Here is a 26,525-nt window from a genome sequence, read left to right as displayed (position 1 = left end):
GACATCGCCGCCGGCCCTCAGGACAGCGCACGCATCCTGGGGGTTTCGTCGGCAAGCAGGTTCGCCACCTGGCTTGCCGACATCGGGCGCGCGAGCAGGAAACCCTGCACCGCGGTGCAGCGGGTGCGACGCAGCTGCGCGAGCTGGGTCGGCGTCTCGATACCCTCGGCGACCGTCTGCATGCCGAGCGTCGCGGCCAGATCGACCACCGTCTGGATGATCGCCATCGACGCGGGATTGTCGTCGAGCGCGGTGATGAACGACCGGTCGATCTTGAGCGTCTGGAACGGGAATTTGGTGAGATAGCCGAGCGACGAATAGCCGGTGCCGAAATCGTCGAGCGTGGTGCCGACCGCCATCCGGTTGATCGCCGACAGCGCCGCCAGCGATGCGTCGATATCGTCGAGCAACACCGATTCGGTCACTTCGAGATCGAGCCGCCCCGGCGCGAGCCCAGTAGCGTCGAGCGTGTCCTTCAGCACCTTGGCGAGCCCGGGCGACAGGAGCTGGATCGGCGACAGGTTGACCGCGACGCGCACCGTGTCCGGCCAGTCGCGCGCGTGACGGCAGGCCTCGCGCAGCACCCAAGCGCCGATCTCGACGATCAGGCCGCTCTGCTCGGCGATCGGGATGAATTCGGCGGGCGACACGCTGCCATGGCACGGGCTGTCCCAGCGCAGCAGCGTCTCGCACGACAGGATGCGATGCGTCGCCAGATCGAAGATCGGCTGGAAGGCGAGCCACAGCTCGCCGCGCGCGATCGCGCCGTGCAGGTCGCTGGTCAGCGCGCGCGTCCGTTCGATCTTCTCGTCCATCACCGGTTCGTAGAAGCAGAAGGCGCCCCGGCCGCTTTCCTTGGCGCGGTAAAGCGCGAGATCGGCGTGTTTGAGCAGCGTGTCAGCGTCGCCCCCGTCGATCGGTGCGATCGCCACGCCGAGCGAGGCGCCGACCGTCAGCCGACGCCCGGCATAGGCCACGGGCTGTGCGACGAGGTCGAGGATATGATCGGCGATCGTGCGGGCATCGTCGCGCGCGCCGATCGCGCAGACGACCGCGAACTCGTCGCCGCCCAGCCGCGCGACGATCGCGTCGCCGGCCACCCCGATGGTGCCGCCATCGGTGACGAACGCGGTCTGGAGCCGCTGCGCAACCTCGGTCAGCAGCACGTTGCCCGCCAGGTGACCGAGCGAATCATTGATCTCCTTGAACCGGTCGAGATCGATCCAGTGGATCGACAGGAGCTCACCGGTCGATTCCAGTCGGTGCAGCCGCCGCTCGAACCATTCGCGAAACGCGGTGCGGTTGGCGACCCCGGTGAGGTCGTCGCGCCGCGCAAATGCGGCGTGATGTTCGGCGAGCGCGGTCTTTTCACTCGCCGCGATGGTCGCGCCGAGAATGGCCTCATAGGTCTGCAGCGTGATGTCGATCATCGCCAGCACGAACAGGATGATGACGATCGCAAGCACGGCGTTAAGCGGCTCACCCGACAGTAAAAGCCCCGCCGCGAGCGGCAGCGACGCGAGGCAAAGCTGCGCGAGCGCAATCGTGGGCCGGCCCGCATTGCGTCCGGCAATCCCCGCCGCATAGCCGATCGCCGTCGTCACCGAGAGGAGATGAAGCACGCCGTCCGCGGTCCGGGTCAGCGTCAGCAGCCCGAACATGCCAAGCAGCGCGGAAAAGGCGAAGGCGCCGATGCGGTAGTAAAACTCCCACTGTCCTGCCCGCGGGCGCTCGGCGGCACCCCGATCGACAGCAAATCCGTCAGCGGCCTCTTGATCGGGCACGCGCTGGACGATGCCGATGATCCGCAGTGCGGCGACCAGCCCGATCAGCACCGCGAAGCCGGCAAGCCAGCGATCGCCACTGGTGACGGCCACGACCGTGGCGATACCCGTGCTCGTCAGCGCACCGATCACCAGCGACTTGGGTGAGGCATAGAGCGAGGTGACCAGAGTCGCCCGGACGTCCGCGGCGACCGCGTGATCCGAGTGGCGAAGCTGCCTCAACCGGGTAATGAAATGCGTCATGGCACCTTCGAACAGACTGTAACCGTAGGGTAAAGCGGTTAAGCAAACGCTACGATCCCGCGCGCGGGCGGTTCGCCGCAATGGGGTTCAGCTTCGACCGGGTGTCCGCTAGCAGGGATAATGATCCCAATCGCACCGCGTTCCGATACGCCCGGCCTGCTGGCCGCCCTCGCGCTGTGCGCCATGCTCGCCGGCTGCGGCACGACGCGCTACCGCCCGGTCAGCGACTATCCGGTCAAGATCGGCCGCCCCTACAGCGTGCGCGGCACGACCTACCGGCCCGCCGATCTGCCGGGTTATGACGCGGTCGGCATGGCGAGCTGGTATGGCCGGGAATCGGGCAACCAGACCGCGAACGGCGAACGGTTTCGTGTGAAGGGCATTTCTGCCGCGCATACCGTCCTGCCGCTGCCAAGCTATGTCGAGGTCACTGCGCTCGACACCGGCCGGACGATCCTGCTGCGGATCAACGACCGCGGGCCGTTCACGCCCTCGCGGCTGATCGACCTGTCACGCGGCGCCGCCCGGCTGCTCGGGATCGAGCGCCTCGGCCGGGCCGTGGTCCGCGTCCGCCGCGTCGAGCCCGACGCCAAGGACCGGGCGCGGCTGCGGGCCGGCAAGCCCGCATCGGCGAGACCCGATGCCTCGCCCGACGAACTCGCCGCGCTGCGCGCGCGGCTGACGGATCAGTCCTTCCAGGCCCAGTAGAGCTGTGCCGGGGGCACGTTCCACCATTCCATGTCGTGATCGATCGATTCGAAATGCGGGGTGAGGAAGTCCTTCACCTTCGGGCTGAACTGATAGACCAGGAACGCGCCGCCGCTGCGCAGCACCGAATGCGTGCCGGCGGCGATCGCCGGACCGACGCCGGGGGGCAGCGTCGAAAAGGGCAGGCCCGAAAGGACATAGTCGGCCGATTCGAAGCCGTGATCGGCGACGATCTTTTCGACATCGGCCGCCGAGCCGAGCACCGCCGAAAACCGCGGATCGGTGATCGTGTGGCGCAGATAGCGGATGAAATCGGGGTTGGTGTCGATCACGATCAGCGTCGCGTCGGGCGCCATGCGGTCGAGAATCGGGCGGCAGAAGGTGCCGACGCCAGGTCCGTATTCGACGAACACCTTGGTGTTGTCCCAGTCGACCCGGCCGAGCATCTTGCGGATCAGCTTGTCCGACGACGGCACGATCGAGCCGACCATGACAGGGTGTTTCAGGAATTCGGTGAAGAACATCTGCCACGGGGAGGGCACGCCGGCGGGGCGGGTGCGCGCGCGCCGGGCGGCTGTGGTCGGACTGGGCATCGTGTTCCTTACGATCAGGGATCCCGCGCGCACGCGAGGCTTTGAGCCCCCCGTCGCACGGATTCCAAACGTGTTTCAAGGCCTGCGGGTTGCATCACGCGAAGAACCGCACCGAACGCGACCAGTGCACGGTGCCGCAACCCGCGCTTGCCAACCCCCGGGCTTGGCTTAAGCATTGGGCATGCACGACGATCGGACGGGCCAGACGGCGGTCATTTTCATGTCGAACCGTAACGGCACCGACCCCGCCGGCTATGCCGCGGCCGCCGCCGCGATGGAGGCGCTCGCCGCGACGCAGCCCGGCTATCGCGGGATCGACAGCGTGCGCGACGAAGCCGGGCTGGGGATCACGATCAGCTATTGGGCGGACGACGCCGCGGCGATCGCGTGGCGCGACGATCCCGACCATAGCGCGATTCGCGAGCGCGGTCGGGCGCTCTGGTATGACCGCTACCGCGTTACCGTCGCACGGGTCGAGCGCGATTATGACTGGGCGCGGCCATGACCGGCATCGGTCGCAAGGATGCGCGGATCGATCGTCGCTTCGCGCTGATGTTCCTCGTCATGCTGACTATCGCGGCGGGCAATACCGCGCTGCAATCGGTGCTGCCCGCGCTTGGCCGGTCGCTCGGCGTCGCGGACAGTGCGGTGGCGGGCGCGTTTTCGGTGTCCGCGCTGCTGTGGGTGATCGCCGCGCCGTTCTGGGCGAACCGGTCCGACCGGCATGGCCGCCGCGCGATGATCCTGCTCGGCATCGGCGGATTCAGCGTGTCGCTGACATTGTGCGGGCTGTTCCTGATGGCGGGGATCAACCACTGGATCGGCGGGACCGCGGCGTTCGGCTGCTTCATCGCCGGGCGGCTGATCTATGGCGCATTCGGCGCCGCCGCGCCGCCAGCGGTGCAGGCGCTCGTCGCGGGCGAGACGACGCGCGCGGAGCGGACCCGCGCGCTGACGCTGCTCGCTTCCGCCTTCGGGCTCGGCACGATCCTGGGGCCGGCGATCGCGCCCTATCTGATCCTCGGGTCGGTCGGCGGACTCGAGGTAGGGCTGGCGGGCCCCGCCTTCCTGTTCGCGCTGTTCGGCGTGGCGGTGTGGATCACGGTGCGGCGGATGCTGCCCGACGACCGGATCGTCGCACCGCATGACGATATGCACGGCGCGAGTTCGGCCTATCCGTCGATCGGCGGCGCGCCGAGCGGTGCGTCGGTCACTGCTGCGACCCAGTCGCATGTCGAACAGGTCGGCTATACCGATCCGCGCATCCGCGCCTGGATGATCGCCGGGCTGGTGATGGGGCATGCGCAGGCGATGACCGGGCAGGCGATCGGGTTCCTGGTGATCGACCGGCTCAACCTTGCGCCCGCACTTGCGCTCGAGCCGACGGGGATCGTGCTGATGATGGGCGCGGGTGCAGCGCTGCTCGCGCAATGGGGAATCATTCCGCGGCTCAACCTGACCCCGCGCCAGCTCGTCCTGACCGGGCTGGTGCTGGCGGCGGCGGGCACCGCGCTGACGGGGATCGCGACCTCGCTCTACACGATCGCGACCGCTTATGCGCTGGCGAGTCTCGGTTTCGGCTTCACGCGGCCGGGCTTTACCGCGGGTGCCTCGCTCGCGGTCGGCGCGAATGCGCAAGGGTCGGTCGCGGGCAAGGTGACCAGCATCAACGGCGCGAGCTTCGTGCTCGGGCCGTCGATCGGGGTCGGACTGTACGAGGCGCAACATTCGCTGCCTTATCTGGTCGCGGGCGCAGCGTGCGTGGTGTTGATCGGCTATGCCTGGGTGACGCTGAATGAGGCGAAGGACGCGTCGGGCGGCTGACCCGGGATTCATCAGGCCGCGGTTCCGCTATTTCGCCGACATTCCGATGCAGTACAGAAGCAGCGGAACCCCGATCAAGAGGATCATCAGTAACAAGTTCATCTGGATCAGTCGGTTGAGCCATTTCGGCTGCCCAGCGGAGTCCCGATCGGCCTCTTCCTTCGAATAATCCTCGACGATTTCCATATCGAATTGTTTCGAAAAGAAACTCCTCGGACGCATCCGCAACGAGGCTTTCGGAGACAGGGCGTCTTCATCGACGTCGCGGCGCATTGGCGAGTGATCGCCAGATTCAGAGGCTGGGCCTGACATTGCGTGGTTTCCGTATATTCGAGATCATGGGCGTGCAGCGCACGTCCCAAAGGTCAGATCGAATAAAGCCCGAACTCCAGCGGCCTATAGCCGCGAGCTCGGGCTAACCCCGTGCGGCGAGTTGGCCGGCGTGGTCGAGGAAACGCTTATGTGTCGCGGATGCGTACATGAGAATTACATTGGACCCGCGCCCGGTAATGTCAATACATGGCACAAGATCAGGGCCATTCGGCCAGTCGACTATAGACCGCCGAATGGAACCATGCTGGCAGTAACCCCTCTCCCGTCAAGGAGAGGGGCGGTGATCACGCCGCGCCTTTACTGGGGAAGGCGAAGCCGATCGGCTGGATGGCCGTCGCATCCTGTTTCAGGCGGGCGGCCATCTGTTCATATTCCCGCTCGGTTTCGGGCGTGACACTGGCGCGCGACTCTTTCAGCGCATTGTCGAAATCGGCCATCGTCACGTCGGTCGAATCGATCGAGCGACGCAGCGCGACCAGGCCTGCGCGGCGGACGACGTCCTCCAGATCCGCACCCGAGAAGCGATCGGTCCGCTCCGCGAGCCGGTCGAGATCGACGTCGGACGCCAGCGGCATCTTCTGCGTCTGGATGCCGAGGATCCGCCGGCGCCCCGCTTTGTCGGGCACGCCGACATAGACGAGCTCGTCGAACCGCCCCGGGCGAAGCAGCGCCGGGTCGATCAGATTGGGGCGGTTGGTCGCGCCGATCACGACGACCGACTGGAGCTCCTCCAGACCGTCCATCTCGGCGAGGATCGTGTTCACCACACGCTCGGTCACCTGCGGCTCGCCCGCGCCGCTGCCGCGGGCGGGCACCAGCGAATCGAGCTCGTCGATGAAGATCACGCAGGGCGCAACCTGACGCGCGCGCTGGAACAGCCGGGTGATCTGCTGCTCGCTCTCACCATACCATTTGCTGAGCAGGTCGGACGATTTGGTGGCGATGAAATTCGCCTCCGCCTCGCGCGCGACCGCCTTCGCGAGCAGCGTCTTGCCGGTACCGGGCGGGCCGTAGAGCAGGAAGCCCTTGGCCGGGCGGATGCCGAGCCGCCGGAACGCGTCGGGATTCTTGAGCGGAAGCTCGACGCCTTCCTTGAGCCGCATCTGCGCATCGTCGAGCCCGCCGACATCGGCCCAGCGCACGGTCGGCGCCTGGACCATGACCTCACGCATCGCCGACGGCTGCACTCGCTTCAACGCGCCGAGGAAATCCTCACGCGTGACCGACAGGTCGTCGAGCACCTCGGGCGGGATCGTGCGCTCCTCGAGGTTGAGCTTGGGCATGATCCGCCGCACCGCCTCGATCGCCGCCTCACGCGCCAGCGCGGCAAGATCGGCACCGACAAAGCCGTAGGTCGTGCGCGCCAGCTCGTCGAGATCGACCCGGTCGCCCAAAGGCATGCCGCGCGCATGGATGCCGAGAATCTCGCGGCGGCCGCGCTCGTCGGGGACGCCGACGACGATCTCACGGTCGAACCGGCCGGGACGCCGCAGCGCCTCGTCGATCGCCTCGGGACGATTGGTCGCGGCGATCACGACGAGATTCGCGCGTGCCTCCAGCCCGTCCATCAGCGTCAGCAGCTGCGCGACGAGACGCTTTTCCGCCTCGCCCGACACCTGCCCGCGCTTGGGTGCGATCGAATCGATCTCGTCGATGAAGACGATCGACGGCGCGGCCTTGGCGGCCTCCTCGAACACCTGACGCAGCTTGCCTTCCGATTCGCCATAGGCCGACCCCATGATCTCGGGGCCGTTGATCAGGAAGAACTGCGCGTCGGATTCGTTGGCGACCGCGCGCGCGAGCCGCGTCTTGCCCGTGCCGGGGGGGCCGTGCAGCAGCACGCCCTTGGGCGGATCAACGCCGAGGCGCTGAAAGAGTTCGGGATAGCGCAGCGGCAGCTCGACCATCTCGCGCAGCTGGTCGATCGTCTGCGCCATGCCGCCGATGTCGTCATAGGTGACGTCGGCGCGGCGTGCGTCCTGCGGCTCCTCATATTCGGGGCGCAGCTCGATCTCGGTATTCTCGTCGATATGGACGACGCCCTTGGGGCTGGCGGCGATCACCGCGAGGCGGATCTCCTGCAGCGCATAAGCGGGTGCGTTCATGAACTGCTGGACGCCCGCGGGCATGTTGCCAACGCGCTGATGCCCCGCAGTCGCGACGATGTCGCCCTGGCAGATCGGCCGGCCGAGGAACGTGCGCTTCAACGCGTTGGTCGAGCCCTGAAGCCGCAGATTCTGCTGTGCGGGTGCGAAGACGACGCGCGTCGCGGGCTTCGATTCGGCTTTGCGCACCTCGACGAAATCGCCCGAGCCGACGCCCGCATTGGCGCGCTGGAGCCCGTCGATGCGCAGGATGTCGAGCCCCTCGTCCTCCGGATACGGCCCGACCGCACGCGCGGGGGTGTTCTGCTTGCCGAGGATCTCGATCACGTCGCCCTCGCCGATGCCGAGCGTCGCCATCAGCGCGCGCGGCAGATGCGCCAGGCCGCGGCCGCTGTCCTCGGGACGCGCGTTCGCCACCTGGATTTTCCGCGTCGGGGTTTCGCTATCGGGCATCTCGACTCCTTCAAACTCGAAGCGTGTCAGATGGGGGGCCGCCGCCGGGCTTGCGAGGACTTGAAAAGACAAAAAAAAGGGCCGGCCAATGAAGGCCAGCCCATGAAAGTTTTTAGGAGAGGATGCCTGAAAGGCGAGGTCTTTTTGCGTCGAAGCGGTTCATGTTGCAAGTGCGAATGGATCCGCTACGATTGCGCTAACTGCAATCGTAGGCTTCAATGCGGCCAATGATGCGGATCACATGCATCGAGTCGGATAAGGGCGTCGGGGAGGAATCATGCGGAGGCTGCCGCCACTCGGGGCTATCGAGGCGTTCGTCCAGGTCGCGCGGCTGGGCTCGATCAAGGCCGCCGCGGAGGATCTGGCGCTGTCCGCGCCCGCGCTCAGCCGACGCGTGCAGAGCCTCGAGCGGTTCATTGCCAAGCCGCTGTTCGCACGCCGGCATCAGGCGATGGTGCTGAACGCCGACGGCGAACGCCTGCTCGCGCAGATCGCGCCGGTGCTCGATTCGCTGTCGGATGCCGTCGAATCGATGACCAGCACGACCGAGGTGCTGCGGCTGCGGCTGGGCATCCTGCCGCTCTATGCGTCGCAGAAGCTGTTCCCGCGGCTCGGCGAACTGCGCGCGTCGCATCCCGAACTGCATCTCGACATCGATACCGCGGCGCATCTGGTATCGCGGCTGGGCGACGGGCTGGACGCGGTGATCGCGCTGTCGCGCGAGATCGATCCGGCCTTCTATGCGCGGCGGCTCGATCGCAATTCGGTCTATGTGATCGGTGCGCGCACCCTGCTCGACCGCGCCGATCCGATCACCCGACCCGAACAGCTCTCGACGCTGACCGCGCTGGTCCACCGCGACATGACGGATACGTTCACAGCGTGGCGGACGGCGGCTGGGCTCGACGATATCGAGCCGCTGGCGATCGACCATTTCGATTCGGGGGCGCTGATGCTCGAGGCGGCGGCGCAGGGGCTGGGCGTCGCGTTCATGCATGCGAGCCATTTCGAGGATGCGAACGATCCGCGGCTCGTGCGGCTGTTCGAAATCGAGGTGGAGAGCCCGTACAGCTATTGGTTCGTCTGCCGCCCGCGCGCGTTGCAGGCCAAGCCGGTCAAGCTGTTCCACGACTGGCTGATCAAGATGCTAGCGGAAGTTTAGCGAGGCGCAGCCTCCGCTCGGATACCGGATGTACGGTTGAGAGAGGGTCAGGGTAGCAACCGCGACGCGCTTCTGACTTGAAGCGCGTCGCGGCTAAGCCGCGCCGTCGGACGGAGCTTTGCTCCGCCGGCCGGCTTCGACTGTCTCCGACGCAGCTTTGCTGCGCCGGTGCAGTCTTCAGCTCAGGCTGCGCGTGCCTTCACAATCTTGCCGGGTGCGCGCGGCGGCTCGCCCTTGGGGAGCGCGTCGATCAGCTCCATGCCGTTGGTGACTTCACCCCAGACGGTGTACTGCTTGTCGAGGAAGCGCGCGTCGTCGAACACGATGAAGAACTGCGAGTTCGCCGTGTCGGGCTGGTTGGTGCGTGCCATCGAGCACACGCCGCGGACATGCGGCTCGGCCGAGAATTCCGCCTTGAGGTTCGGCTTGTCCGAGCCCGACATGCCGGTGCCGGTGGGATCGCCACCCTGCGCCATGAAGCCCGGGATCACGCGGTGGAACACGACGCCGTCATAGAAGCCGTCATTGGCCAGCTCGACGATGCGCTCGACATGCTTCGGGGCCAGATCGGGGCGCAGCTTGATCGTCACGTCACCGCCGTCGAGGGTCAGCGTCAGCGTTTCGGGGGTATCGGCCATTGGGTCTTCTCCTGAATTGATGCGCGGCAGATAGGGATCCACCCCGCGACTGGCAAATGCATGCGCGGCGCGTTAGGGCCCAAGGCGCACGCTTTTAAGGGAGGCAGCCATGAGCGAACTCGAGCTTCCCGAGGTCGAAACCGAGACCCAGCCCGAAACCCAGCTTGATCGCGACGACCGGTTGCGGCCCGAGTTCGTCCGCGCCGTGCTGGACGCGGTCGAGGACGGCGACAATGCGGCGGCGCGCGCGCTGGTCGAGCCGCTGCACCCTGCCGACATCGCCGATCTGTTCGAGCTGACGCCGCAGGAGGATCGTGCGGCGCTGGCGCGCGCGGTCACCGATCTGCTCGACGGCGACGTGTTCGCCGAGATGAACGATTATGTCCGCGAGGATCTGATCGACGCGCTCGAGCCGCACCAGGTCGCCGACCTTGCCTCCGAACTCGATACCGATGACGCGGTCGCGATCATCGAGGACATGGACGAGGACGAGCAGCGCGCGGTGCTGCGCGCGCTCGATCCCGATGATCGCGCCGCGATCGAGGAGGCGCTGAGCTATCCCGAGGAATCCGCGGGCCGCCTGATGCAGCGCGAGCTGATCGCGGTGCCCGAGCACTGGACCGTCGGCGACGCGATCGATTATCTGCGCGGTCACGAGGAGCTGACGACCGATTTCTGGGAAATCTTCGTCGTCGACCCCGCGCACAAGCCGATCGGCACGTGCCAGCTGTCGTGGATGCTGCGCACGCCGCGCGGGATCGCGATGGCCGATGTGATGAAGCGCGAACAGACGCTGATCCCGGTCGACATGGACCAGGAAGAGGTGGCGCTGCGCTTCCAGAAATATGCGCTGATCTCCGCCGCGGTGGTCGATCATGGCGGCCGGCTGGTCGGCATGATCACCGTCGACGACATCGTCCACATCATTTCCGAAGAGGCGGGCGAGGATACGCTGCGTCTGGCAGGGGCTGGCGACGGCGACATCAACGAACCGATCCGGCTGACGGTGCGGACGCGCTTCACCTGGCTGGTGGTCAATCTGGGCACCGCGATGGTCGCGTCGTCGGTCGTCGGGCTGTTCCAGGGGACGATCGCGAGCTTCGCTCTGCTCGCGGTGCTGATGCCGATCGTGTCGGGGATGGGCGGCAATGCGGGGACGCAGACGCTCGCGGTCGTGGTGCGGGCGCTCGCGACCAACCAGCTGACGAGTTCGAACACCAAGCGGATGATCGTCCGCGAATTCCGGATCGCCACGGCCAATGGCATCATGCTGGGCACGCTGATCGGGCTTGGCACCTATGTAATCTTCCGCAACACCGACCTGTCGATCGTGATCGCCGCGGCGATGCTGACCAACAACATCACCGCAGGGCTTTCCGGCGTGCTGGTCCCGATCACGCTCGACAAGTTCCGGATCGATCCCGCGGTCTCGTCGGCGGTGTTCGTGACGACGATGACCGACACGATGGGATTCTTCTCGTTCCTCGGCCTTGCGAGCCTGTGGGGGCTGCACGGTTGACGCTCCGGTTGACTGGCGCGGATTAGCGCCCATTTCCAGACGGATGCCGCTTCACCTCACCAAAGTCGCGTTCGGCGCGGACAGCGTCGACCATCTGGCGGAGCGCCTGCGGCTGCGCGGTGAGGAGGGCCCCGTGTTCCTCACCACCCGCTACCTGCCCAAGCGGCACGAGGAGGTTGCGGGGCCGGTCGGCGAAGGCGGCTCGATGTACTGGATCCTGAAGCACCAGCTGATCGCGCGGTCGCCGATCCTGGGCTTTGGCGAGGCGGAGGGCGGACGCGTCGCGATCCATATCGACCCCAAACTGGTGCTGGTTCAGGCCCGGCCAAAGCGCGCACATCAGGGGTGGCGGTATCTCGAGGGCGCCGATGCGCCGCTCGATCTCGGCGGCGACGCGACCGGGCTCGACATCATGCCGCCCGCGCTGATGACCAAGCTCGCCGAACTCGCGCTGATCTAGCCTGCGCGCTTAGCGGCCACAGAGCACCGGGCCGGTGGCGGCGGCGCGGACCGTGCAGGCGGCGGTGCCCGCGACCGTGACCGAGCCCGCACCGCCGTTCGTCACCTGCGCGGTGCGGCGCGCCGAGGCGCGGGTTTCGCCGACGCCGTCCTGCATGACGACGAGATCATCGACGGCAAGTGCGGTCGCGTCGATCAGCCCCGGACCACTGACGGTCAGACGTGCGCGCGCGCTGCGCCCTGCGAGCGTCATCCGCCCGGTGCCGATGACGGTGGCGTTCAACTGGTCCGCCTGCACATCGTTCACCGCAACGCTGCCCGCACCGCTGACCGCGAGGTCCAGCCGCATCCCCTTCATGCGATCGATCGTCAGCCGCCCCCCCGCCACGACACTGGCAAAGGCGAGACGCGGGGTGGACAGCGTCACGATTACCGGGCGCGGCGCCCCTGTCTCAGGGCGCTCGCCCCAGCGGCTCGTGCTCCGCCGGACCGACAGCGTCGCGCCGTCGACTCGGATCTCGACCGCCTCGGTCGCATGCGGATCCCCCGAGACCTTTGCGCCGGGCGATCCCGTGACGAGGCGCACGTCGAACGGACCGTCGATCCGGACCCGCTCGAAGCTGCCCACCGACACGCTACGATCGGCCGCGGCCGCGGCGACGGGACAGGCAAACAGGAGCGGCAGGGCAAGAAAACGGATCATCGCCCGATCGTTGCCGCTTCGACGCACCGACGCAAGCCGCGCGCGCAGCGGGTCACGGTGCGCAGCGGACCGAGCCGGAGCCCATCTTGGACACGGTGCACCGTGCCGCGCTGCCCAAATCGACATCGCCCGACCCCATCATGTCGACGGTGGCAGGGCCATCGACGACCGCGCGGACGCTGCCCGAGCCGGCGATCTCGACCCGCGCGGAGCGGGCCCTGAGCCCGGCTGCGTCGACATCCCCCGAGCCCGCGATCGAGACTGCGAGCGCCCGCGCGGATCCTGCCGCCGAGACGCTGCCCGAGCCTGCGATCGAGACGGCGAGATCATCGACCTTCACCGCCGCGACCCCCAGGCTGCCGGACCCTGCGACATTGGCTGCGAATCGCGTTCCCTCGACCCGGTCGATGGTCATGTCGCCCGATCCCGATATCGCCGCCGCCGCCAGCCGTGGCAGCGTGACGAAGACCTTGACCTTGCCCGATCGGCCCCAGCCAAAATCCATATTCTTGCGCCGCCCGATCTCGAGCGTGTCGCCTTCCCGCTCGATCTTCAGCCGGTCGAGCAGCTCGACCGGTCCCTGGGCGCGCACCGAAAAGCCCGTGCCTACGCGCACATCGACGTCACTCGCACCGCGCAGGTCGATCGTGCTGAAATCGCTGACCATATAGGTACGGGTCGTGCCGGTGCCGCTCGGCGATGCCCCCGCCCCGTCATCGTCCCCCGACCAGCTGAACGAGCAGGCGGCAAGCGGCATCATCAGACCGAGCGCGAGATACTTCATGGCATCCTCCTGTGTATTGCCCAAACAATACACCCGATCGGCGAGAGGCGGAAGCGGAATCCGTGGTGGTCATCGGCCGGCGGACCATAAACGCAAAAGGGCGGCCCCGCGGGACCGCCCTTGCGTCATCGAACGGAGCGCCAGCGGTCAGGCGGGCAGCTTGTCCTTGTTGTAGATCGCGGCAGCGGCGCGGAGGATGTCGAGGATCTTCTCCTGCGCCTTGGGCTCGTCAATCTCTTCCATCGCGGCGAGTTCGCGGGCGAGACGGCTGGTCGCACCTTCGAAGATCTGACGCTCGGAATAGCTCTGCTCGGGCTGGTCGTCGGCGCGGAACAGGTCGCGGACCACTTCGGCAATCGACACGAGGTCGCCCGAATTGATCTTCGCCTCATATTCCTGCGCGCGGCGCGACCACATGGTGCGCTTGACCTTGGGCTTGCCCTTGAGCGTGTCCATCGCCTCGCGCATGGTCTTGTCCGAGGACAATTTGCGCATGCCGACGCTTTCGGCCTTGTTGGTCGGAACGCGGAGCGTCATGCGCTCCTTCTCGAAACGGAGGACGTAAAGTTCGAGCGTCATGCCGGCGATTTCCGAGCGTTGCAGCTCGATCACACGGCCGACTCCGTGCTTTGGGTAAACGACGAAATCACCGACGTCGAAGGACAGTGCCTTGGCAGCCATTGGGGGCCTTTCCGGATCAATGCCTCCACGCGGTGCCACAGCGACGCGTTCGCCGGATTGCACCGTGGAGGAATAGGGTTCGAACATACTCCAGGCGGACGACTTGACATATCGCGCCCGTCACGGACCCAATTACCATCTTTGCAACAAAATTACCAGCCGATCGTGACAGCCCTCGTGCCCCAATCCGCCATAAAGACACGAATTTCGCGCGATTTTCAGTCGCCGGCGCCGGGCTCGGGCGAGAAATACTTGTCGAACTTGCCCTCAACGCCCTTCATCGCGTCCGCGTCGGGCGGCGTCTGGTTGTCGTTGCGAGTGACGTTGGGCCACTGCGCGGAGAAGGTCGTGTTGAGTTCGAGCCACTGCTCCAGCCCGCTTTCGGTGTCGGGCAGGATCGCCTCGGCGGGGCATTCGGGTTCGCACACGCCGCAGTCGATGCACTCGCTGGGATTGATCACCAGCATGTTCTCGCCCTCGTAGAAGCAATCGACCGGGCACACTTCCACGCAATCCATGTACTTGCAGCGGATGCAGGCATCGGTGACGACGTAGGTCATTGCAGAACTCCTGGGCCGGATTCCTTCCCGGCGACGAACGGCCTGCGACTATGCGCGCAGGCCCGTCGCGTCAATCATAGCAAGCCTTCTGCGAGACGTTATCAGGCTTTGCCGCCTCCGACCGCCTCCGCCCAAACCACGCCGTCATCCTGACGAAAGTCAGGATCCAGGGCCATGAGACGCTGTCCTTTGGTATCCTGGATCCTGACTTTCGTCAGGATGACGGGCGGGGTGGTCCGACGTCATCCGCTTCGGTGCCGGCAGGGGTCTGGCCGGCGATCAGGTCTTGATAGCACGCTTGCGCTTCGGGGGCGGGACCGCGGCGTGTCGGCAGTGCCTCGATGCGGATCACGCGGACGCGGTCGTTGGCGGCGAAGGTGAGGACGTTGCCGATCCGGACGGGACAGTGTGCGCGGTCGATCGCGCGGCCGTCGATTCGCAGATGCCCCTTCTCGGCGATAGCCTGGGCCGCGCTGCGCGTCTTGGCGAGCCGGACGAACCACAGGAACCGATCGATCCGCATCGCGCCTTCACCCATGGCGGACCAGTGCGGCAAGCCCGGCAAACGCGTTCTGCCGCGACGGGTCGATCGGCGTCGCAGGGACGGCGCGCGCGGGCGGGCGGCCGCGCCAGACCCAGCGCGGCGTGTCACCCGCCAGCGCCTTGAAGCCGAGCTCGGCCATCAGCCGCTCGATCGACGCGGGCTCGAGGCCGATCGAGGTCGCGAGCGCCGGGTCGGGCGCGAACGGTGCGCGGCCGGTGCGCGAATCATGCGCGGCGCGGGCGATACGCTCGATCAGGTCGACGCGCACCGCCTGAAGCCCCAGCGGACGAAACCCGGCCTCGAGCGTCGCGCCGTCGCTGCCGCGTGCGAGCACGGTCGCCCCGTCGCGCGGCGCGGTGATCACCGTCCCGCGGATGCCGGCGAGGATACGGCGCCAGCGCGCCGGCTCGGGCTTGAGCAGGCGGATGTCGAACAGGTCGAGCGCACCGATCATGATGCCGATCTTGCGCAACCGCTTGCGCTCGTCGGGATCGACCGCCTCGAGCGCGAGCCGCATCGGCAGGCGGGGGAGGATCCCGCCCGCTTCCTCGATCGCGCTGGCGACCGCGCGCAGCGCCGGGGTCGCGTCCGCGTCGCGGCTGAGCGCGGCAAGATCGACAAGCACCGCGAGCCGCCGCTTCAGCATCCCCGCGAGCCAGCGCGACAGGCGCGTCTCGATCCGCTCGCGCGCCGCCTTGTCGAGACAGTCGAGCGCGCGATCGAGGATCAGTTTCGGGCGGGCGAAGGACGGGCCGGCGCCGAGCCGGGCGACGGGATGCCCCGCCCATACGATCTGCGCCGACTCGTCGAGCGCGATGTCCGCATCCGGCGCATCGACGAGCGACTGGCCGCGCCGCGTGCGTTCGCCCGTCAGCCGCTTTTCGGCGGCGGCGAGCAGCAGGCGCTTGTCGCTGGCGCGCGCGTCGGCGGCGACGGTGAAGCGGAAGCCGTCGAGGCGGCCGATCGGGTGATCCTCGACCATCACCTCGCCCTCCGGACCGATCACGACCGGGAGCGACGCGGCGTCCGCACCGATCTGACGCATCAGCGCGGTCGTACGCTTGTCGACGAAGCGCTGCGTCAGACTGGCATGAAGCGCGTCGGACAGACGCTCCTCGAGCGCGGCGGTGCGCGCGGCCCAGTGCGCGGGCTCGGCGAGCCAGTCGGCCCGCTGCGCGATATAGGCCCAGATCCGCGTCGCCGCGATCCGGCCCGCGATCACCGGCACGTCGCCCGCGACGGTGTCGAGCCGCACGATCTCGTCGGCGAACCATTGGTGCGGGATATGCCCCCGCCCCTCGCTGAGATGCCCGAACACGCGCGAGACGAAGCGCGCATGCGGGTCGAGCCCGACCTTGCGGAAATCGGGGATGCCGCATGCCGCCCAGAGCCGCGCGACCATCTTCGGGTGCCGCGTCCGTTCGCGCACCCAACCCTCCTCGGCGAGCCGCTTGAGCACGCCGAGGTCGAGCGCCTGGGGGGCGGCACGCAGGACGCCTGCGGGCGGACGCGCCTCAAGACTGGCGACCAGCGCGTCGATGCTCGCGAAATCGGGTTCGCCCTGGCGCCAGTAGAGGTTTTCGAGGCGGGGAAAGCGGTGTTCCTCGATCGCGAGCACCTCTTCGGGCAGGAACGCGCCCGGCCCGTCATCGGACAGCGCGCCGAACGTCCCGTCGCGCTGGTGCCGGCCCGCGCGGCCGGCGATCTGCGCCATCTCGGCGACGGTCAGGCGGCGCTGGCGCTTGCCGTCGAACTTGTTGAGGCTGGCGAAGGCGACATGCGCGACGTCCATGTTAAGCCCCATGCCGATCGCGTCGGTGGCGACGAGATAATCGACCTCGCCCGCCTGGAACATCGCGACCTGCGCGTTGCGGGTCCGGGGTGACAGCGCGCCCATCACCACCGCGGCGCCACCGCGCAGCCGGCGGAGCATCTCGGCGACCGCATAGACCTCCTCCGCCGAGAAGGCGACGATCGCGGAGCGCTTGGGCAGGCGGCTGATTTTCTTGGCGCCCGCATAGGTGAGCGTCGAGAAGCGCGGGCGGTTGACGATCTCCGCCCCGGGCACGAGCGCCTTGATCATCGGTCGCAGCGCCTCGGAGCCTAGGATCATCGTCTCCTCGCGTCCGCGGGCACGCAGCAGCCGGTCGGTGAACACATGCCCGCGCTCAGGATCGGCGCCCAGTTGCGCCTCGTCCAGTCCGACAAAGGCGACGTCGCGGTCGGGCATCGATTCGGCGGTGCAGAGCAGCCAGCGCGCATCGGGCGGCATGATCTTTTCCTCGCCGGTGACCAGCGCGACGCGATTCGCGCCCTTGATCGCGACGACGCGGTCATAGACCTCGCGCGCCAGCAGCCGCAGCGGGAAGCCGATCATGCCGCTGGAATGCGCGCACATCCGCTCGATCGCGAGGTGCGTCTTGCCTGTGTTGGTCGGCCCCAGGACCGCGGTCACGCCGCCGGACACATCGTCACTCATAGCCCAGAACATCGGGCGTAAGGTCGCGCGGCGCAATGACCGGCAGGACAAGTTCGCCGTATTCCGCGCACGGGCTTCCGTCCGCCCCCGCCGCACCACGCCTCGTCGTCGTGCGTGGCTGGCACGCGGCGGGTTAATTTGACTTTAGGACCCTTGCTGCACAGGACTCCGACCCGCGCCGGGGGGAACGGCGAGCCTGGCCGGAAACGTGCGCCAGGAATTTGGGCCACGAGGTGCGCGACGTGTATCTAGGGACGGAGCAGGAACTGAGGCTGGCCGGCGGCATCGACGCCCGGGGTTTCGGGCGCGCCGCCACCACCGGTTCCGACGCAATTCCCCGGGGCGTCACGCGGTTGCACGACGCCGCAGCACGGATCGACTGGGTGCCCGATCTGGGCAGCGCGATCGGCAGCGCCGTCTGGTGGCGCGGCCTCGCGACCTGCACCGCGCTGTGCGCCGCGACCGTCATGCTCGCCCCCGGCTTTCGCCCGCTGACCGGCGGCGTCCCGGCACCGCTGGCCGGTTCGGCACGCGAGCAGGCGCGGGCACTGGCGATCGCGCCGCTTGGCCAGGGCGCGGATACGGGGCGGCGGATGGCGGCGAACGACCTCGTCGTACCGCTCGCGCAGGCCCCCGAACGGCCGAGCGTCGACCTTGCCGCGACACTGGGTCAGGGCGATGCCTTCGACCGGGTCCTGATCCGCGCGGGCGTCAGCCGGCGTGACGCCAGCGCCGCATCGGCGCTGATCGCGCAGACGGTCGATCCCGGCGCAATCACGGCGGGCACGCGGATCGCGCTGACGCTGGGCCGGCGCGCGGATCGCACGGTCGCGCGTCCGCTCGACTCGCTCGCGGTGCGCGCACGGTTCGACCTCGACGTATCACTGCACCGCACCGCAGCGGGTCTGGCGATGACGCGCACGGCGATCGCGGTCGACCGCACCCCGCTGCGGATCCAGGGGCTCGCCGGATCAAGCCTCTATCGGTCGATGCGCGCCGCCGGCGTGCCCGCCAAGGCGGTCGAGACCTATATCAAGGCGATCGCGACGCGGCTTTCGATCGGTCGCGACGTGAGCGCGACGGACCGTTTCGACCTGATCGTTGCCCGCGAACGCGCCGCGACCGGCGAAACGCGGATCGGCGCGCTGCTGTTCGCCGGGATCGACCAGGGACGGCGCACGCTGCAGCTCGTCCGCTTCGCACCGACCACCACGACCGACCCACAGGCGGACCTCGACACTGCAGAGAGCGATGACGCGGGTCGCGGCGGCTGGTTCGATGCCAATGGCCAGACCGAACGCCGCGCCGTGTCGGGCATGCCGGTGATCGGCCGCATCACGTCCGGTTTCGGCCTGCGCGTGCATCCGCTGCTCGGCTTCACGCGGATGCACAAGGGACTCGACATCGGGGCGCCGCGGGGCGCGCCGATCCATGCGATGACCGACGGGGTGGTCAGCTTCGCGGGCCGGACCGGCGGCTATGGCAATTTCGTCAAGCTCGTCCACGGCGGCGGTCTGGCGAGCGGCTATGGCCATATGAGCCGGATCGCGGTCGCATCGGGCACGCGCGTACGCCAGGGCCAGGTCATCGGCTATGTCGGCTCGACCGGTATGTCGACGGGGCCGCATCTCCACTGGGAGGTGTGGAGGAACGGCAGCGCGATCAATCCGCGATCGGTATCGCTGGCGAGCGCGGCACAGCTGTCCGGCCCGGCATTGCGCGCGTTCAAGGCGCGGGTCGCCCGCCTGCTCGCGGTCCGCACCGGCACCTAGGGACGCGCGTCGCGCCGTACGAATCTGCATCCGCCGCCGAGTCCCCGCAGATGCCCGTGTCGACCGCGTGCACTATTGATCGATCATATTTCCGAATTCGCACAGACTAACGCGCTGTCGGCCCCAATCACGGACGCAGATCCCATACTAAAGTGCGGTTCGTAGTTCTACGATATTACAGGACCGTCATGCACCATGCTAGGCGGGATGCACCATCGCTTTACCGGATATGTGACGATCATGCAGACAGGGCTCTCCTCGACCGCGACCGGACGGCTCATCTCGATCCAGGGCTATGTTCCGGGACGCGCGATGCGCCGCGAGCAGGACTGGGCCCTGCGGAGTGCCAGCCGGCCGCAACCGCGCCCGACACCAGTCACCGCGATCCGGCCCGCCCGCGCGACGCCCGTGCCGGCCTTGAGGACAGTACTGTATCTGAGCAAGATCAAGCCCGATATCGCGATGGATCAGCGCGCGCTGATGGAGATCGTCAACGAGTCCAGCGCGCGGAACGCACAGGCCGGCATCACCGGCGCGCTGATCATCACCGATCTGCACTTCGTCCAGCTGGTCGAGGGACCGGATCCGGCGATCTCCAATCTGCTCGCGCGGCTGAGCGCCGACCGGCGCCATAGCGACGTGACGATCATCACGGACATGGTCGGCTTGGACCGGGGGTTCCGGCGCTTTTCACTGGCCTATTCGGGTCCCGACACGTTTGTCGACCAGCAGCTCATCCCGATGCTCGCCACCCCGAACGGGCCCGGCAAGTCGGAGATCGCATGCCGCCTGATCAACCGGCTGCGGCTGATGGCGGACAACGAGATCACCGAAACCGACTACGCCGCCTAGGCGCCGCCGCGAGTAGCACCCGCCACGACGACCGGCAGCCGGCTCACTTGCCCTGCGCGCGCCATTTCAGGATCGTCCGGTCGATGATCTGCTCCTCGCCGCCGACATCGCGCCACAGCGTCGAGAAGAGCGGATCGCTCGAGGCGGGGCGGCGCGCGTCCTCGAGATCGTCGAACGCGACGCGGATCGGGATCGTCACGCCCTCCCCGCAAATAATGGCCTCGCGATTGCGCAGCGCAGGGATGGATTCGAGAAAGCCGCGTGCGCCCTCGGGCATGGCCGCGCGGACAAAGGCCTGATCGCGTTCGTTGTTGAGCCGCATCGCGACGATCGTCCCGCACTGCGACAGGACGCCTTCCGCCAGATCAGACGGGCGCTGCGTGATCAACCCGAGCGAAACGCCGTATTTGCGGCCCTCCTTGGCGATCCGTCCGAGGATCCGCCCGACCGAGCTCTCCGCCTGACGATCGTTCGGGATGTAGCGATGCGCCTCCTCGCAGACGAGCAGGATCGGTCGCTGCGGCTCGTTGCGCGACCAGATCGCGAAGTCGAACGTCATCCGTGCGAGCATCGCGACGACGACGGCGGTGATGTCCGACGGCACGCCCGACACATCGATGATCGAGATCGGCCGGCCGTCGCCGGGCAGGCGGAAGATGCGCTGGAGAAACGCCGCCATCGTGTCCGCGACGAGCATCCCCGAGAACATGAAGCCATAGCGCGGATCGGCCTTGATCTCGTCGATCTTGCCCTTGAGCCGCAGATAGGGGCTGGTGTCGCCGGCGCGGTCCATCTTACCCATTTCGAGGCTGATGATGCCGTAAGGTCGCTGAGCAGATAGGGGATCGGCGCGTCGACCGTCAGCTTGGCGATCGCCTGGCCGAGCCGGCTCTTCGCGCGGGCGGCGAGCAGGCATTTGGCGAGGATGTCCGCATCGAACTGGCGCTGTTCCCCGGTGCTGGTCAGGAAGACCTCGCAATGCTCTTCGAAATTCATCAGCCAATAGGGCATTTGCAGGTTCGACACGTCGTGGATCGCGCCGTTCGTGCCGAAGGCCGCGGCATATTCGCCGTGCGGGTCGATCATCACGATATGCCCCTGCGGCGCGAGGTCGCAGATCCGATGCAGGATCAGCGCGGCGGCGGTCGACTTGCCCGTGCCGGTCGAGCCGACGAGCGCGAAATGCTTGCCGAGCATCGCATCGACATACAGCGCGGCGGGAACGTCGGTGGTCGGATAGACGGTGCCGATCGCGATATTCGCGCGGTCCTCGGCGGCATAGACCTCGCGCAGGTCGCGCGTCGTGACCGCGAACACCTCGCAGCCCGGCATGGGATAGCGCGTCACCCCGCGGCGGAATCCGTACAGCGCGCCGGTCGCCCGGTCCTCGTCCCCCTCGCCAAGGAAATCGATCTCGCCCGCGATGACGCTGCCCATCGCCGCCTCGAGCGCGAGCGAGCGGACATTGGCGATGATCCATGACGTGCCGACCCGGATCTTGACCTGGCTGCCGACCTGGCCGGCGGCGGCGAGCACGGCGTCGGGGTGCGCGAGCAGCGGCGCGATCGCGGCCCGATCGAGCAGGACCCGGCTGCTGGCGCCGGCAATCGCGGATATGACACCGATCGGGACGTCGCCATGTCCCCCCGGTGGTGCGTCCGGCCCCGCGCCGTCCGCGATCGCCGCGGCGGCAATCGCCCGCTGGAACAGATGGGCGGCGGGCATGTCGGTCATAGGCGGTCGGTCCTCGATCCTCCGGCTTTTGCCAGATGTCCGCATCCATGCCGCGCACGGGTAAAGAATGCGTGAGCGTTCGCGCGCCTCAGACGCGGCGCGCGATCCAGCCGGCCGCCCAGCCGAGAAAGATCGAGAGAAAGACCGCGACCAGGCCATAGGCGATCGCCGACCTGTCGGCCGCGCGCGCGACGAAGCGTTCGAACCCGGACTTGCGGATGTCGATGTCGCGCACCGCCGCGGCCAGCACCCGGCCGTCGCGGATCAGGAAGGTTTCCGCGGTGAAGCGCCCGACCGGTACGCGCGCGGGCACCGAAACCCGCGCGCGGTACAGCACGTCATCGGTGATCTCGACCGCGCCCGGCGCCTCGTAATACAGCCCGGCACGGCGTTTCAGGTCGACCAGGCCGCGCTGGAACCGGTCCTGCGTCGGAATCGGCGCGCTCGAGGCGGGCGACAATTGCAGGCTGTCGAGGCCGAGTTCGTAGATCGCTCGGGTGCGGTCGTCGACCAGCCGCCCGATCGGCTTGGATGAGGCGATCGCATAGAAACTGGGCGCGGACCGATAGCGCAGCCGCGACGTGTTGACCCAGATGCCGGCGACCTTCTCCTTCTCGCGCATCACGATCGACTGGGTCGGCCCCTTGACGACGACGACGATGTCAGTGGGACTCTCGCCGCTCGGCAGGCGCCCGCCGGGATAGAGGATCGCGCCGAACAGCAGCAGTTCGGCGCCCGTGAAGCTGTAGGCGATTTCGATATTGCGCTGCGACACGTCGGGGACGAGCACCGGCTTGGCCTGTGCCATCAGCAGCGGCGCGAGCAGGAGAAGCGGCGCGCCCGGCTTCACGACAGCGTGACCGAGAAGATCTCCTCGGGCCGCCACACCAGCCCGAGCACGATCCGTGCGCCGACGAGCAGGACCATCACGGCAAGCCCGAGACGGAGATATTCGGGGCGGAATTTGGTCGCGAACCGCGCACCGATCTGCGCACCGACGACCGAGCCGATCAGCAGCAGCCCGGCCAGCACGATGTCGACCGCCTTGGTCGTCGTCGCATGCACCATCGTCGCCACCGCGGTGACGAACAGCGTCTGGAACAGCGAGGTTCCGACCACCACCGACGTCGCCATGCCGAGCAGATAGATCATCGCCGGCACCAGGATGAACCCGCCGCCGATCCCCAGCAACATGGTCAGGATCCCGGTCGAAAAGCCGAGCAGCAGCGGCGCGAGCGGCGAGATATACAGGCCCGAGGCGTAGAATCGCGTGCGCAGCGGCAGCGCGGCGACCAGCGGGTGATGGCGTCGCTTGCGGGGCTTGGCGGGGCGGCCGGTCCGCGCGCGCCGGATCGTCCCGATCGATTCGCTCGCCATCATGCCGCCGATCGAGCCGAGCATCACGACATAGACGATCGCGATCACGGTATCGATCTGGCCGCTCTGCTGGAGTAGCCGGAACAGCCAGGCGCCGAAGAACGCGCCCAATATGCCGCCTGCGACGAGGACGCCGCCCATCTTCACATCGACGCCGTTGCGGCGGAAATGCGCGAACACGCCCGATACGCTCGCCCCGGTGACCTGGCTGGCAGACGAGGCGGCGGCGACGGTCGGCGGGATGCCGTAGACGATCAGCAGCGGCGTCGTCAGAAAGCCGCCGCCGACCCCGAACATCCCCGACAGGAGCCCGACACCGCCGCCGAGCAGGATGATGACGAGCGCATTGACCGACAGGTTTGCGATGGGAAGATACAGGTCCACGCGCGTCGTTATACGCAAACCGGCCGCGGGGGCTAGCGGCCGGCTAGAAGTCGCTGCCGACCGAGAGTGCGGGACCCGAGCCGGGGCGGGCAGTGCCGGCGATACGCTGGCGCCAGTCGAGCGCGAGACGGACCGATCGTCGGCCGAGCGGCAGCGCCAGCCCGAGCGACGGACCGAGATCGCCCCGTGCCGCGCCCCGCTGCGCGCTCACCCATGCGCCGACCCCCGCGTCGAGACGGAGCGCGCCGCGTTCCGCGAGGCCGTGCGTCACGCGCGCAGCGGCGTCGACGAACCCTTCGACGCCGTCGCGCATGATCGCCCCTGCCTGACCATAGGTCTCGATCCGCGCGCCCGGTGCGATCTCGGCGGGGCCGTAGCCTGCGATCACGCCGACCGTCGGGCCGCCGCGGCCCCCGTCGAGGACGAAGCGCTGTTCGGCGATCAGACGGACGGGCCAGCGGGTCGGCCGCCATTCGATGCCGAGGGCCGCCTCGCGTCCGCGTCCCTCGAGCGGCGCTGCGAGCCGCGCGGTCAGCCCGAGCCGCCGCGATGGGTCGATTCCGTAGACGGCCCGCACCCCCGCCTGCGATGCGCCCAATTGCCCCCCGGACACGGTACCCGACGCGCCACCGCGGGCGAGCAGCCAGCTGCTGACGCTCAGCGGCGCGTGCGCAGTTGCGCGGGTCGCACCGATCGCGGCCGGACCGAGCGGCGGGAGCATCGCGATCCGGCCCTGCCGGTCGAGCGCAAGGTCGGGCTGGACGTCCATAGCGACTTGGGCGTCACGATCTGGAGCGAGCGTCGTGCGAACGTCAACGGCGCGCGCACGTGCGTTCAGGATGACCGCGGCGAGCACCGGCGCGGCGCGGGCATGACCGGGCGACGCGCGGGGGCCGTGCCCGATGGCCCCGTAGGGCGGTCGCGGCGGCGTGGCACGCCGGTCGGGGCGGCGGGCTGCGGCAAGAGCGGCATTGGCATTGGCATTGGCGGCGGCGCGACGATGGTCGGTGGCGGCGATACCGACGGCGCGGGCGGTGAGCGAAGATTGTCGATCGTGCCGCGTCCCCGCCGCGACAGTGGGACGCTGCAGGCTGCCAGATCCGCCGGGCGACAGTACTCCCGCCGCATAGGGCGACAGCACCATGATCCGCATCACGACCCATGCGCCGAGCGCGGCGGCGAGAAAACGGAGCGGCCGACCGCCCTTCACCCGTGGCGCAGCGTGCGCGTCCCGCTCACCCTCCCGATGATCGGAGATCGGGAAATTCATGCCGGGTCTTGTCCCAGACCAGCGCCGCGCCGCGGAGCATCGCAATATAGCGGACCACGGCGCGAGGCGCGGCGATGAGGCTGATGACATTGCCGACGACGAAGCGGGGCAGCGACCAGAATGCCTCGGCCAAGCCGTAGATGCGCGCGGTGAAGGCCATCCGCATGCCGAGCCGCCACACGAGAAGCCCGATATTCGCGCCAGCCAGCCAGACGACCGGCATCGCCGGCCAGCCCTGCGCGGCCGGGACCATCGCATGGACCAGGAACGTCAGCACCCAGGCGGTCAGCCCGACATAGGCCGCGGCCAGCACGACCATGCTGAGCGGCGCCCGCCGGTCGCGCATCCGCATCCAGTGATCGGCCAGTGCCTGCGGACGAGCCCAGCCGGTCCGGTCCCAGCCCGCCAGCGCGATCCCGGTCATCCAGCGCGCCTTCTGCCGGACGGCGGCGTCGAAGGTCGCCGGGAAGAACGCCCGCACCGCGATCAGCGCGCCCGCATCGTCGACGATCCGCGCAAACCGTCCGGCCCCGCCGAGCTGGGCGATCCGCAACCCGAGCTCATAATCCTCGGTCAGGCTGGACGCGTCGAACGGATCGCCGTCGCGGGTCACCGCCACGGTTTCGAGGATCGCGGTGGACATCGCACACCCCGTCCCCGCCAGCGGCATCCCCGCACCGAGCGCGGTACGGATGACCAGCTGCTTCATATGCGCTTCGGCGAACTCATCGGCATAATGACCCGACACGAGCCGCGAGCCGCGCTTGACGAGCGGCAGGACAGGCAATTGCACGACGGCATAATGATCGATCAGCGAATCGAACACGCGCAGTTCGAGCGGGTGCACGACGTCTTCCGCATCGTGCAGCACGACCGCCTTGGTCCGCCGCCCGTCGCGATCATCGGCGCGGCGCAGCGCATGCCAGAGCGTGTTGAGACAGTCCGCCTTGGTCGTCGGTCCGTCGCGCTGGCCAATGACCAGGCGGATCCGCGGATCGCGCGCCGCCACGCGCGCCGCGGCGTCGATCGTCGCGCGGTCGTTCGGATAGAGTCCGACGAAGATGCGGTAGTCGTCATGGTCGAACCGCGCCACCGCCGCCGACAGCATCGCGCCGATCACCGCCACCTCGTCCCAGGCCGGCACGAACACCGCGAGCCGGCCGGGCTCCGACGGCGTGGGCAGCGCGTCCATGCCCGGCAAGGTCGACGGTCCGCGCCAGATTTTCCAGAAAAAGAATGCGATGTCGACCAGGAGGTCATCGATGCCGCCGATCAACAAGCCGACCGCAGCAAATGCCACCGCCTCGCGCACGATGATATCGATGATCCCCAGCGACTCGCTCATCGGCCCTCTCCCCGGGCAAGACTATCCGCTGTCCCCGCCGTAACGGACCAAACATGATCCGTTTCGGACAGGTGTCGGCCGACCGATCGTCAGAATATTGGAATGACTTGGCTCGTCCGCCGACCGATGCTGAAATTTGGATCGAATGAACATCGCCCGCCACGCTGCCCGGTGCGCGACCCAGCGTCTGTTCGGCAGGGCGGGGACGGCTCCTCGTCA

At 68.0% G+C, this 26,525-nt stretch carries 23 protein-coding genes and 1 pseudogene; 8 read left to right on the top strand and 16 right to left on the bottom strand.

Features of this window, described 5'->3' with window-relative positions; translation table 11 throughout:
- Positions 1-17 precede the first annotated feature (17 nt).
- Positions 18-2,027 carry a bifunctional diguanylate cyclase/phosphodiesterase gene (locus FHY04_RS07640; RefSeq protein WP_183936012.1) on the bottom strand — a complete coding sequence of 670 codons (2,010 nt, stop codon included), beginning with the start codon at positions 2,025-2,027 and terminating at the stop codon, positions 18-20.
- Between the two features lie 120 nt (positions 2,028-2,147).
- On the opposite strand from FHY04_RS07640, the gene FHY04_RS07635 reads away from it, so the two are divergent.
- The gene (locus tag FHY04_RS07635) at positions 2,148-2,735 is read left to right on the top strand and encodes a septal ring lytic transglycosylase RlpA family protein (RefSeq protein WP_183936011.1); all 588 of its coding nucleotides are present in this window, start codon (positions 2,148-2,150) and stop codon (positions 2,733-2,735) included.
- On the opposite strand, the gene FHY04_RS07630 is transcribed toward FHY04_RS07635, so the two are convergent.
- On the bottom strand, positions 2,714-3,328 hold the full coding sequence (locus tag FHY04_RS07630; protein WP_031394390.1) for a class I SAM-dependent methyltransferase: 615 nt from the start codon (positions 3,326-3,328) through the stop codon (positions 2,714-2,716). The genes FHY04_RS07635 and FHY04_RS07630 overlap by 22 nt on opposite strands.
- Before the next feature lie 181 nt (positions 3,329-3,509).
- On the opposite strand from FHY04_RS07630, the gene FHY04_RS07625 reads away from it, so the two are divergent.
- Both FHY04_RS07625 and FHY04_RS07620 read left to right on the top strand, forming a co-directional pair.
- Positions 3,510-3,833 (top strand): antibiotic biosynthesis monooxygenase, encoded by a 324-nt coding sequence (locus FHY04_RS07625; RefSeq protein ID WP_031441002.1) that lies wholly within the window; start codon positions 3,510-3,512, stop codon positions 3,831-3,833.
- Positions 3,830-5,152 (top strand): MFS transporter, encoded by a 1,323-nt coding sequence (locus tag FHY04_RS07620; protein WP_183936010.1) that lies wholly within the window; start codon positions 3,830-3,832, stop codon positions 5,150-5,152. The genes FHY04_RS07625 and FHY04_RS07620 overlap by 4 nt, the downstream gene beginning before the upstream one ends.
- A 27-nt stretch (positions 5,153-5,179) precedes the next feature.
- Here FHY04_RS07620 and FHY04_RS07615 read toward each other — a convergent pair whose 3' ends face one another.
- Together FHY04_RS07615 and FHY04_RS07610 are read right to left on the bottom strand one after the other, a co-directional pair.
- On the bottom strand, positions 5,180-5,425 hold the full coding sequence (locus FHY04_RS07615; RefSeq protein WP_183936009.1) for a hypothetical protein: 246 nt from the start codon (positions 5,423-5,425) through the stop codon (positions 5,180-5,182).
- Between the two features lie 344 nt (positions 5,426-5,769).
- Positions 5,770-8,043: a CDC48 family AAA ATPase gene (locus FHY04_RS07610; RefSeq protein WP_183936008.1), complete on the bottom strand. Its 2,274-nt coding sequence runs from the start codon at positions 8,041-8,043 to the stop codon at positions 5,770-5,772.
- 277 nt (positions 8,044-8,320) lie between these two features.
- Between FHY04_RS07610 and FHY04_RS07605 the strand changes: the two genes are divergently transcribed.
- On the top strand, positions 8,321-9,205 hold the full coding sequence (locus FHY04_RS07605) for a LysR substrate-binding domain-containing protein (RefSeq protein ID WP_183936007.1): 885 nt from the start codon (positions 8,321-8,323) through the stop codon (positions 9,203-9,205).
- Between the two features lie 182 nt (positions 9,206-9,387).
- Here FHY04_RS07605 and FHY04_RS07600 read toward each other — a convergent pair whose 3' ends face one another.
- Positions 9,388-9,843, bottom strand: a complete 456-nt coding sequence (locus FHY04_RS07600; RefSeq protein ID WP_056406711.1) for a peptidylprolyl isomerase — start codon at positions 9,841-9,843, stop codon at positions 9,388-9,390.
- A gap of 109 nt (positions 9,844-9,952) precedes the next feature.
- Between FHY04_RS07600 and mgtE the strand changes: the two genes are divergently transcribed.
- Together mgtE and FHY04_RS07590 are read left to right on the top strand one after the other, a co-directional pair.
- Entirely contained in the window at positions 9,953-11,362 is a 1,410-nt protein-coding gene (gene mgtE / locus FHY04_RS07595; protein ID WP_183936006.1) for a magnesium transporter, read from the top strand.
- A 43-nt stretch (positions 11,363-11,405) separates the two neighbouring features.
- The gene (locus tag FHY04_RS07590) at positions 11,406-11,822 is read left to right on the top strand and encodes a DUF1489 family protein (RefSeq protein ID WP_037530035.1); all 417 of its coding nucleotides are present in this window, start codon (positions 11,406-11,408) and stop codon (positions 11,820-11,822) included.
- A 9-nt stretch (positions 11,823-11,831) separates the two neighbouring features.
- Here FHY04_RS07590 and FHY04_RS07585 read toward each other — a convergent pair whose 3' ends face one another.
- From FHY04_RS07585 to FHY04_RS07560, 6 genes are all read right to left on the bottom strand, one after another.
- A complete protein-coding gene (locus FHY04_RS07585; protein WP_183936005.1) occupies positions 11,832-12,524 on the bottom strand; it encodes a GIN domain-containing protein in 693 nt (230 codons plus the stop codon).
- Between the two features lie 52 nt (positions 12,525-12,576).
- Positions 12,577-13,308, bottom strand: a complete 732-nt coding sequence (locus tag FHY04_RS07580) for a head GIN domain-containing protein (RefSeq protein WP_183936004.1) — start codon at positions 13,306-13,308, stop codon at positions 12,577-12,579.
- A gap of 147 nt (positions 13,309-13,455) precedes the next feature.
- Positions 13,456-13,989, bottom strand: coding sequence for a CarD family transcriptional regulator (locus tag FHY04_RS07575; RefSeq protein ID WP_031393647.1), 534 nt, complete (start codon positions 13,987-13,989; stop codon positions 13,456-13,458).
- Positions 13,990-14,207: 218 nt separating this feature from the next.
- Positions 14,208-14,549 (bottom strand): ferredoxin FdxA, encoded by a 342-nt coding sequence (gene fdxA / locus FHY04_RS07570; protein ID WP_031393648.1) that lies wholly within the window; start codon positions 14,547-14,549, stop codon positions 14,208-14,210.
- Positions 14,550-14,763: 214 nt separating this feature from the next.
- Positions 14,764-15,087, bottom strand: coding sequence for an RNA-binding S4 domain-containing protein (locus FHY04_RS07565; protein WP_260171383.1), 324 nt, complete (start codon positions 15,085-15,087; stop codon positions 14,764-14,766).
- Positions 15,080-17,572 carry a helicase-related protein gene (locus tag FHY04_RS07560; RefSeq protein WP_183936002.1) on the bottom strand — a complete coding sequence of 831 codons (2,493 nt, stop codon included), beginning with the start codon at positions 17,570-17,572 and terminating at the stop codon, positions 15,080-15,082. The genes FHY04_RS07565 and FHY04_RS07560 overlap by 8 nt, the downstream gene beginning before the upstream one ends.
- Positions 17,573-17,814: 242 nt before the next feature.
- On the opposite strand from FHY04_RS07560, the gene FHY04_RS07555 reads away from it, so the two are divergent.
- Both FHY04_RS07555 and FHY04_RS07550 read left to right on the top strand, forming a co-directional pair.
- The gene (locus FHY04_RS07555; protein WP_183936001.1) at positions 17,815-19,344 is read left to right on the top strand and encodes a M23 family metallopeptidase; all 1,530 of its coding nucleotides are present in this window, start codon (positions 17,815-17,817) and stop codon (positions 19,342-19,344) included.
- A 240-nt stretch (positions 19,345-19,584) separates the two neighbouring features.
- Positions 19,585-20,196, top strand: a complete 612-nt coding sequence (locus FHY04_RS07550) for a BLUF domain-containing protein (RefSeq protein WP_221211694.1) — start codon at positions 19,585-19,587, stop codon at positions 20,194-20,196.
- Between the two features lie 43 nt (positions 20,197-20,239).
- Here FHY04_RS07550 and FHY04_RS07545 read toward each other — a convergent pair.
- From FHY04_RS07545 to FHY04_RS07525, 5 genes and pseudogenes are all read right to left on the bottom strand, one after another.
- A pseudogene (locus FHY04_RS07545) lies at positions 20,240-21,930 on the bottom strand (ATP-binding protein).
- Between the two features lie 88 nt (positions 21,931-22,018).
- Positions 22,019-22,738 carry a TIGR02186 family protein gene (locus tag FHY04_RS07540; RefSeq protein WP_052149151.1) on the bottom strand — a complete coding sequence of 240 codons (720 nt, stop codon included), beginning with the start codon at positions 22,736-22,738 and terminating at the stop codon, positions 22,019-22,021.
- Between the two features lie 38 nt (positions 22,739-22,776).
- Positions 22,777-23,691: a sulfite exporter TauE/SafE family protein gene (locus tag FHY04_RS07535; RefSeq protein ID WP_037529957.1), complete on the bottom strand. Its 915-nt coding sequence runs from the start codon at positions 23,689-23,691 to the stop codon at positions 22,777-22,779.
- Between the two features lie 43 nt (positions 23,692-23,734).
- Entirely contained in the window at positions 23,735-24,961 is a 1,227-nt protein-coding gene (locus FHY04_RS22495) for a hypothetical protein (RefSeq protein ID WP_260171382.1), read from the bottom strand.
- Positions 24,927-26,306: a glycosyl transferase family protein gene (locus FHY04_RS07525; RefSeq protein WP_183935999.1), complete on the bottom strand. Its 1,380-nt coding sequence runs from the start codon at positions 26,304-26,306 to the stop codon at positions 24,927-24,929. Before FHY04_RS07525 ends, FHY04_RS22495 begins: the two co-directional genes overlap by 35 nt.
- Positions 26,307-26,525 lie beyond the last annotated feature (219 nt).

It is taken from the genome of Sphingomonas sp. BK481 (assembly GCF_014194875.1).
Classification (GTDB): domain Bacteria; phylum Pseudomonadota; class Alphaproteobacteria; order Sphingomonadales; family Sphingomonadaceae; genus Sphingomonas; species Sphingomonas aerolata.
Note: the sequence above shows the minus strand (reverse complement) of the source record. Positions and strands in the feature narration are given on the sequence as shown.

What these genes read in the sequence shown, in the direction of transcription:
- FHY04_RS07640 (WP_183936012.1), bottom strand. Translation starts at nt 2,027, where the DNA reads ATGACGCATTTCATTACCCGGTTGAGGCAGCTTCGCCACTCGGATCAC.
- FHY04_RS07635 (WP_183936011.1), top strand. Translation starts at nt 2,148, where the DNA reads ATGATCCCAATCGCACCGCGTTCCGATACGCCCGGCCTGCTGGCCGCC.
- FHY04_RS07630 (WP_031394390.1), bottom strand. Translation starts at nt 3,328, where the DNA reads ATGCCCAGTCCGACCACAGCCGCCCGGCGCGCGCGCACCCGCCCCGCC.
- FHY04_RS07625 (WP_031441002.1), top strand. Translation starts at nt 3,510, where the DNA reads ATGCACGACGATCGGACGGGCCAGACGGCGGTCATTTTCATGTCGAAC.
- FHY04_RS07620 (WP_183936010.1), top strand. Translation starts at nt 3,830, where the DNA reads ATGACCGGCATCGGTCGCAAGGATGCGCGGATCGATCGTCGCTTCGCG.
- FHY04_RS07615 (WP_183936009.1), bottom strand. Translation starts at nt 5,425, where the DNA reads ATGCGCCGCGACGTCGATGAAGACGCCCTGTCTCCGAAAGCCTCGTTG.
- FHY04_RS07610 (WP_183936008.1), bottom strand. Translation starts at nt 8,043, where the DNA reads ATGCCCGATAGCGAAACCCCGACGCGGAAAATCCAGGTGGCGAACGCG.
- FHY04_RS07605 (WP_183936007.1), top strand. Translation starts at nt 8,321, where the DNA reads ATGCGGAGGCTGCCGCCACTCGGGGCTATCGAGGCGTTCGTCCAGGTC.
- FHY04_RS07600 (WP_056406711.1), bottom strand. Translation starts at nt 9,843, where the DNA reads ATGGCCGATACCCCCGAAACGCTGACGCTGACCCTCGACGGCGGTGAC.
- mgtE (WP_183936006.1), top strand. Translation starts at nt 9,953, where the DNA reads ATGAGCGAACTCGAGCTTCCCGAGGTCGAAACCGAGACCCAGCCCGAA.
- FHY04_RS07590 (WP_037530035.1), top strand. Translation starts at nt 11,406, where the DNA reads ATGCCGCTTCACCTCACCAAAGTCGCGTTCGGCGCGGACAGCGTCGAC.
- FHY04_RS07585 (WP_183936005.1), bottom strand. Translation starts at nt 12,524, where the DNA reads ATGATCCGTTTTCTTGCCCTGCCGCTCCTGTTTGCCTGTCCCGTCGCC.
- FHY04_RS07580 (WP_183936004.1), bottom strand. Translation starts at nt 13,308, where the DNA reads ATGAAGTATCTCGCGCTCGGTCTGATGATGCCGCTTGCCGCCTGCTCG.
- FHY04_RS07575 (WP_031393647.1), bottom strand. Translation starts at nt 13,989, where the DNA reads ATGGCTGCCAAGGCACTGTCCTTCGACGTCGGTGATTTCGTCGTTTAC.
- fdxA (WP_031393648.1), bottom strand. Translation starts at nt 14,549, where the DNA reads ATGACCTACGTCGTCACCGATGCCTGCATCCGCTGCAAGTACATGGAT.
- FHY04_RS07565 (WP_260171383.1), bottom strand. Translation starts at nt 15,087, where the DNA reads ATGGGTGAAGGCGCGATGCGGATCGATCGGTTCCTGTGGTTCGTCCGG.
- FHY04_RS07560 (WP_183936002.1), bottom strand. Translation starts at nt 17,572, where the DNA reads ATGAGTGACGATGTGTCCGGCGGCGTGACCGCGGTCCTGGGGCCGACC.
- FHY04_RS07550 (WP_221211694.1), top strand. Translation starts at nt 19,585, where the DNA reads ATGCAGACAGGGCTCTCCTCGACCGCGACCGGACGGCTCATCTCGATC.
- FHY04_RS07540 (WP_052149151.1), bottom strand. Translation starts at nt 22,738, where the DNA reads ATGGCACAGGCCAAGCCGGTGCTCGTCCCCGACGTGTCGCAGCGCAAT.
- FHY04_RS22495 (WP_260171382.1), bottom strand. Translation starts at nt 24,961, where the DNA reads ATGAATTTCCCGATCTCCGATCATCGGGAGGGTGAGCGGGACGCGCAC.
- FHY04_RS07525 (WP_183935999.1), bottom strand. Translation starts at nt 26,306, where the DNA reads ATGAGCGAGTCGCTGGGGATCATCGATATCATCGTGCGCGAGGCGGTG.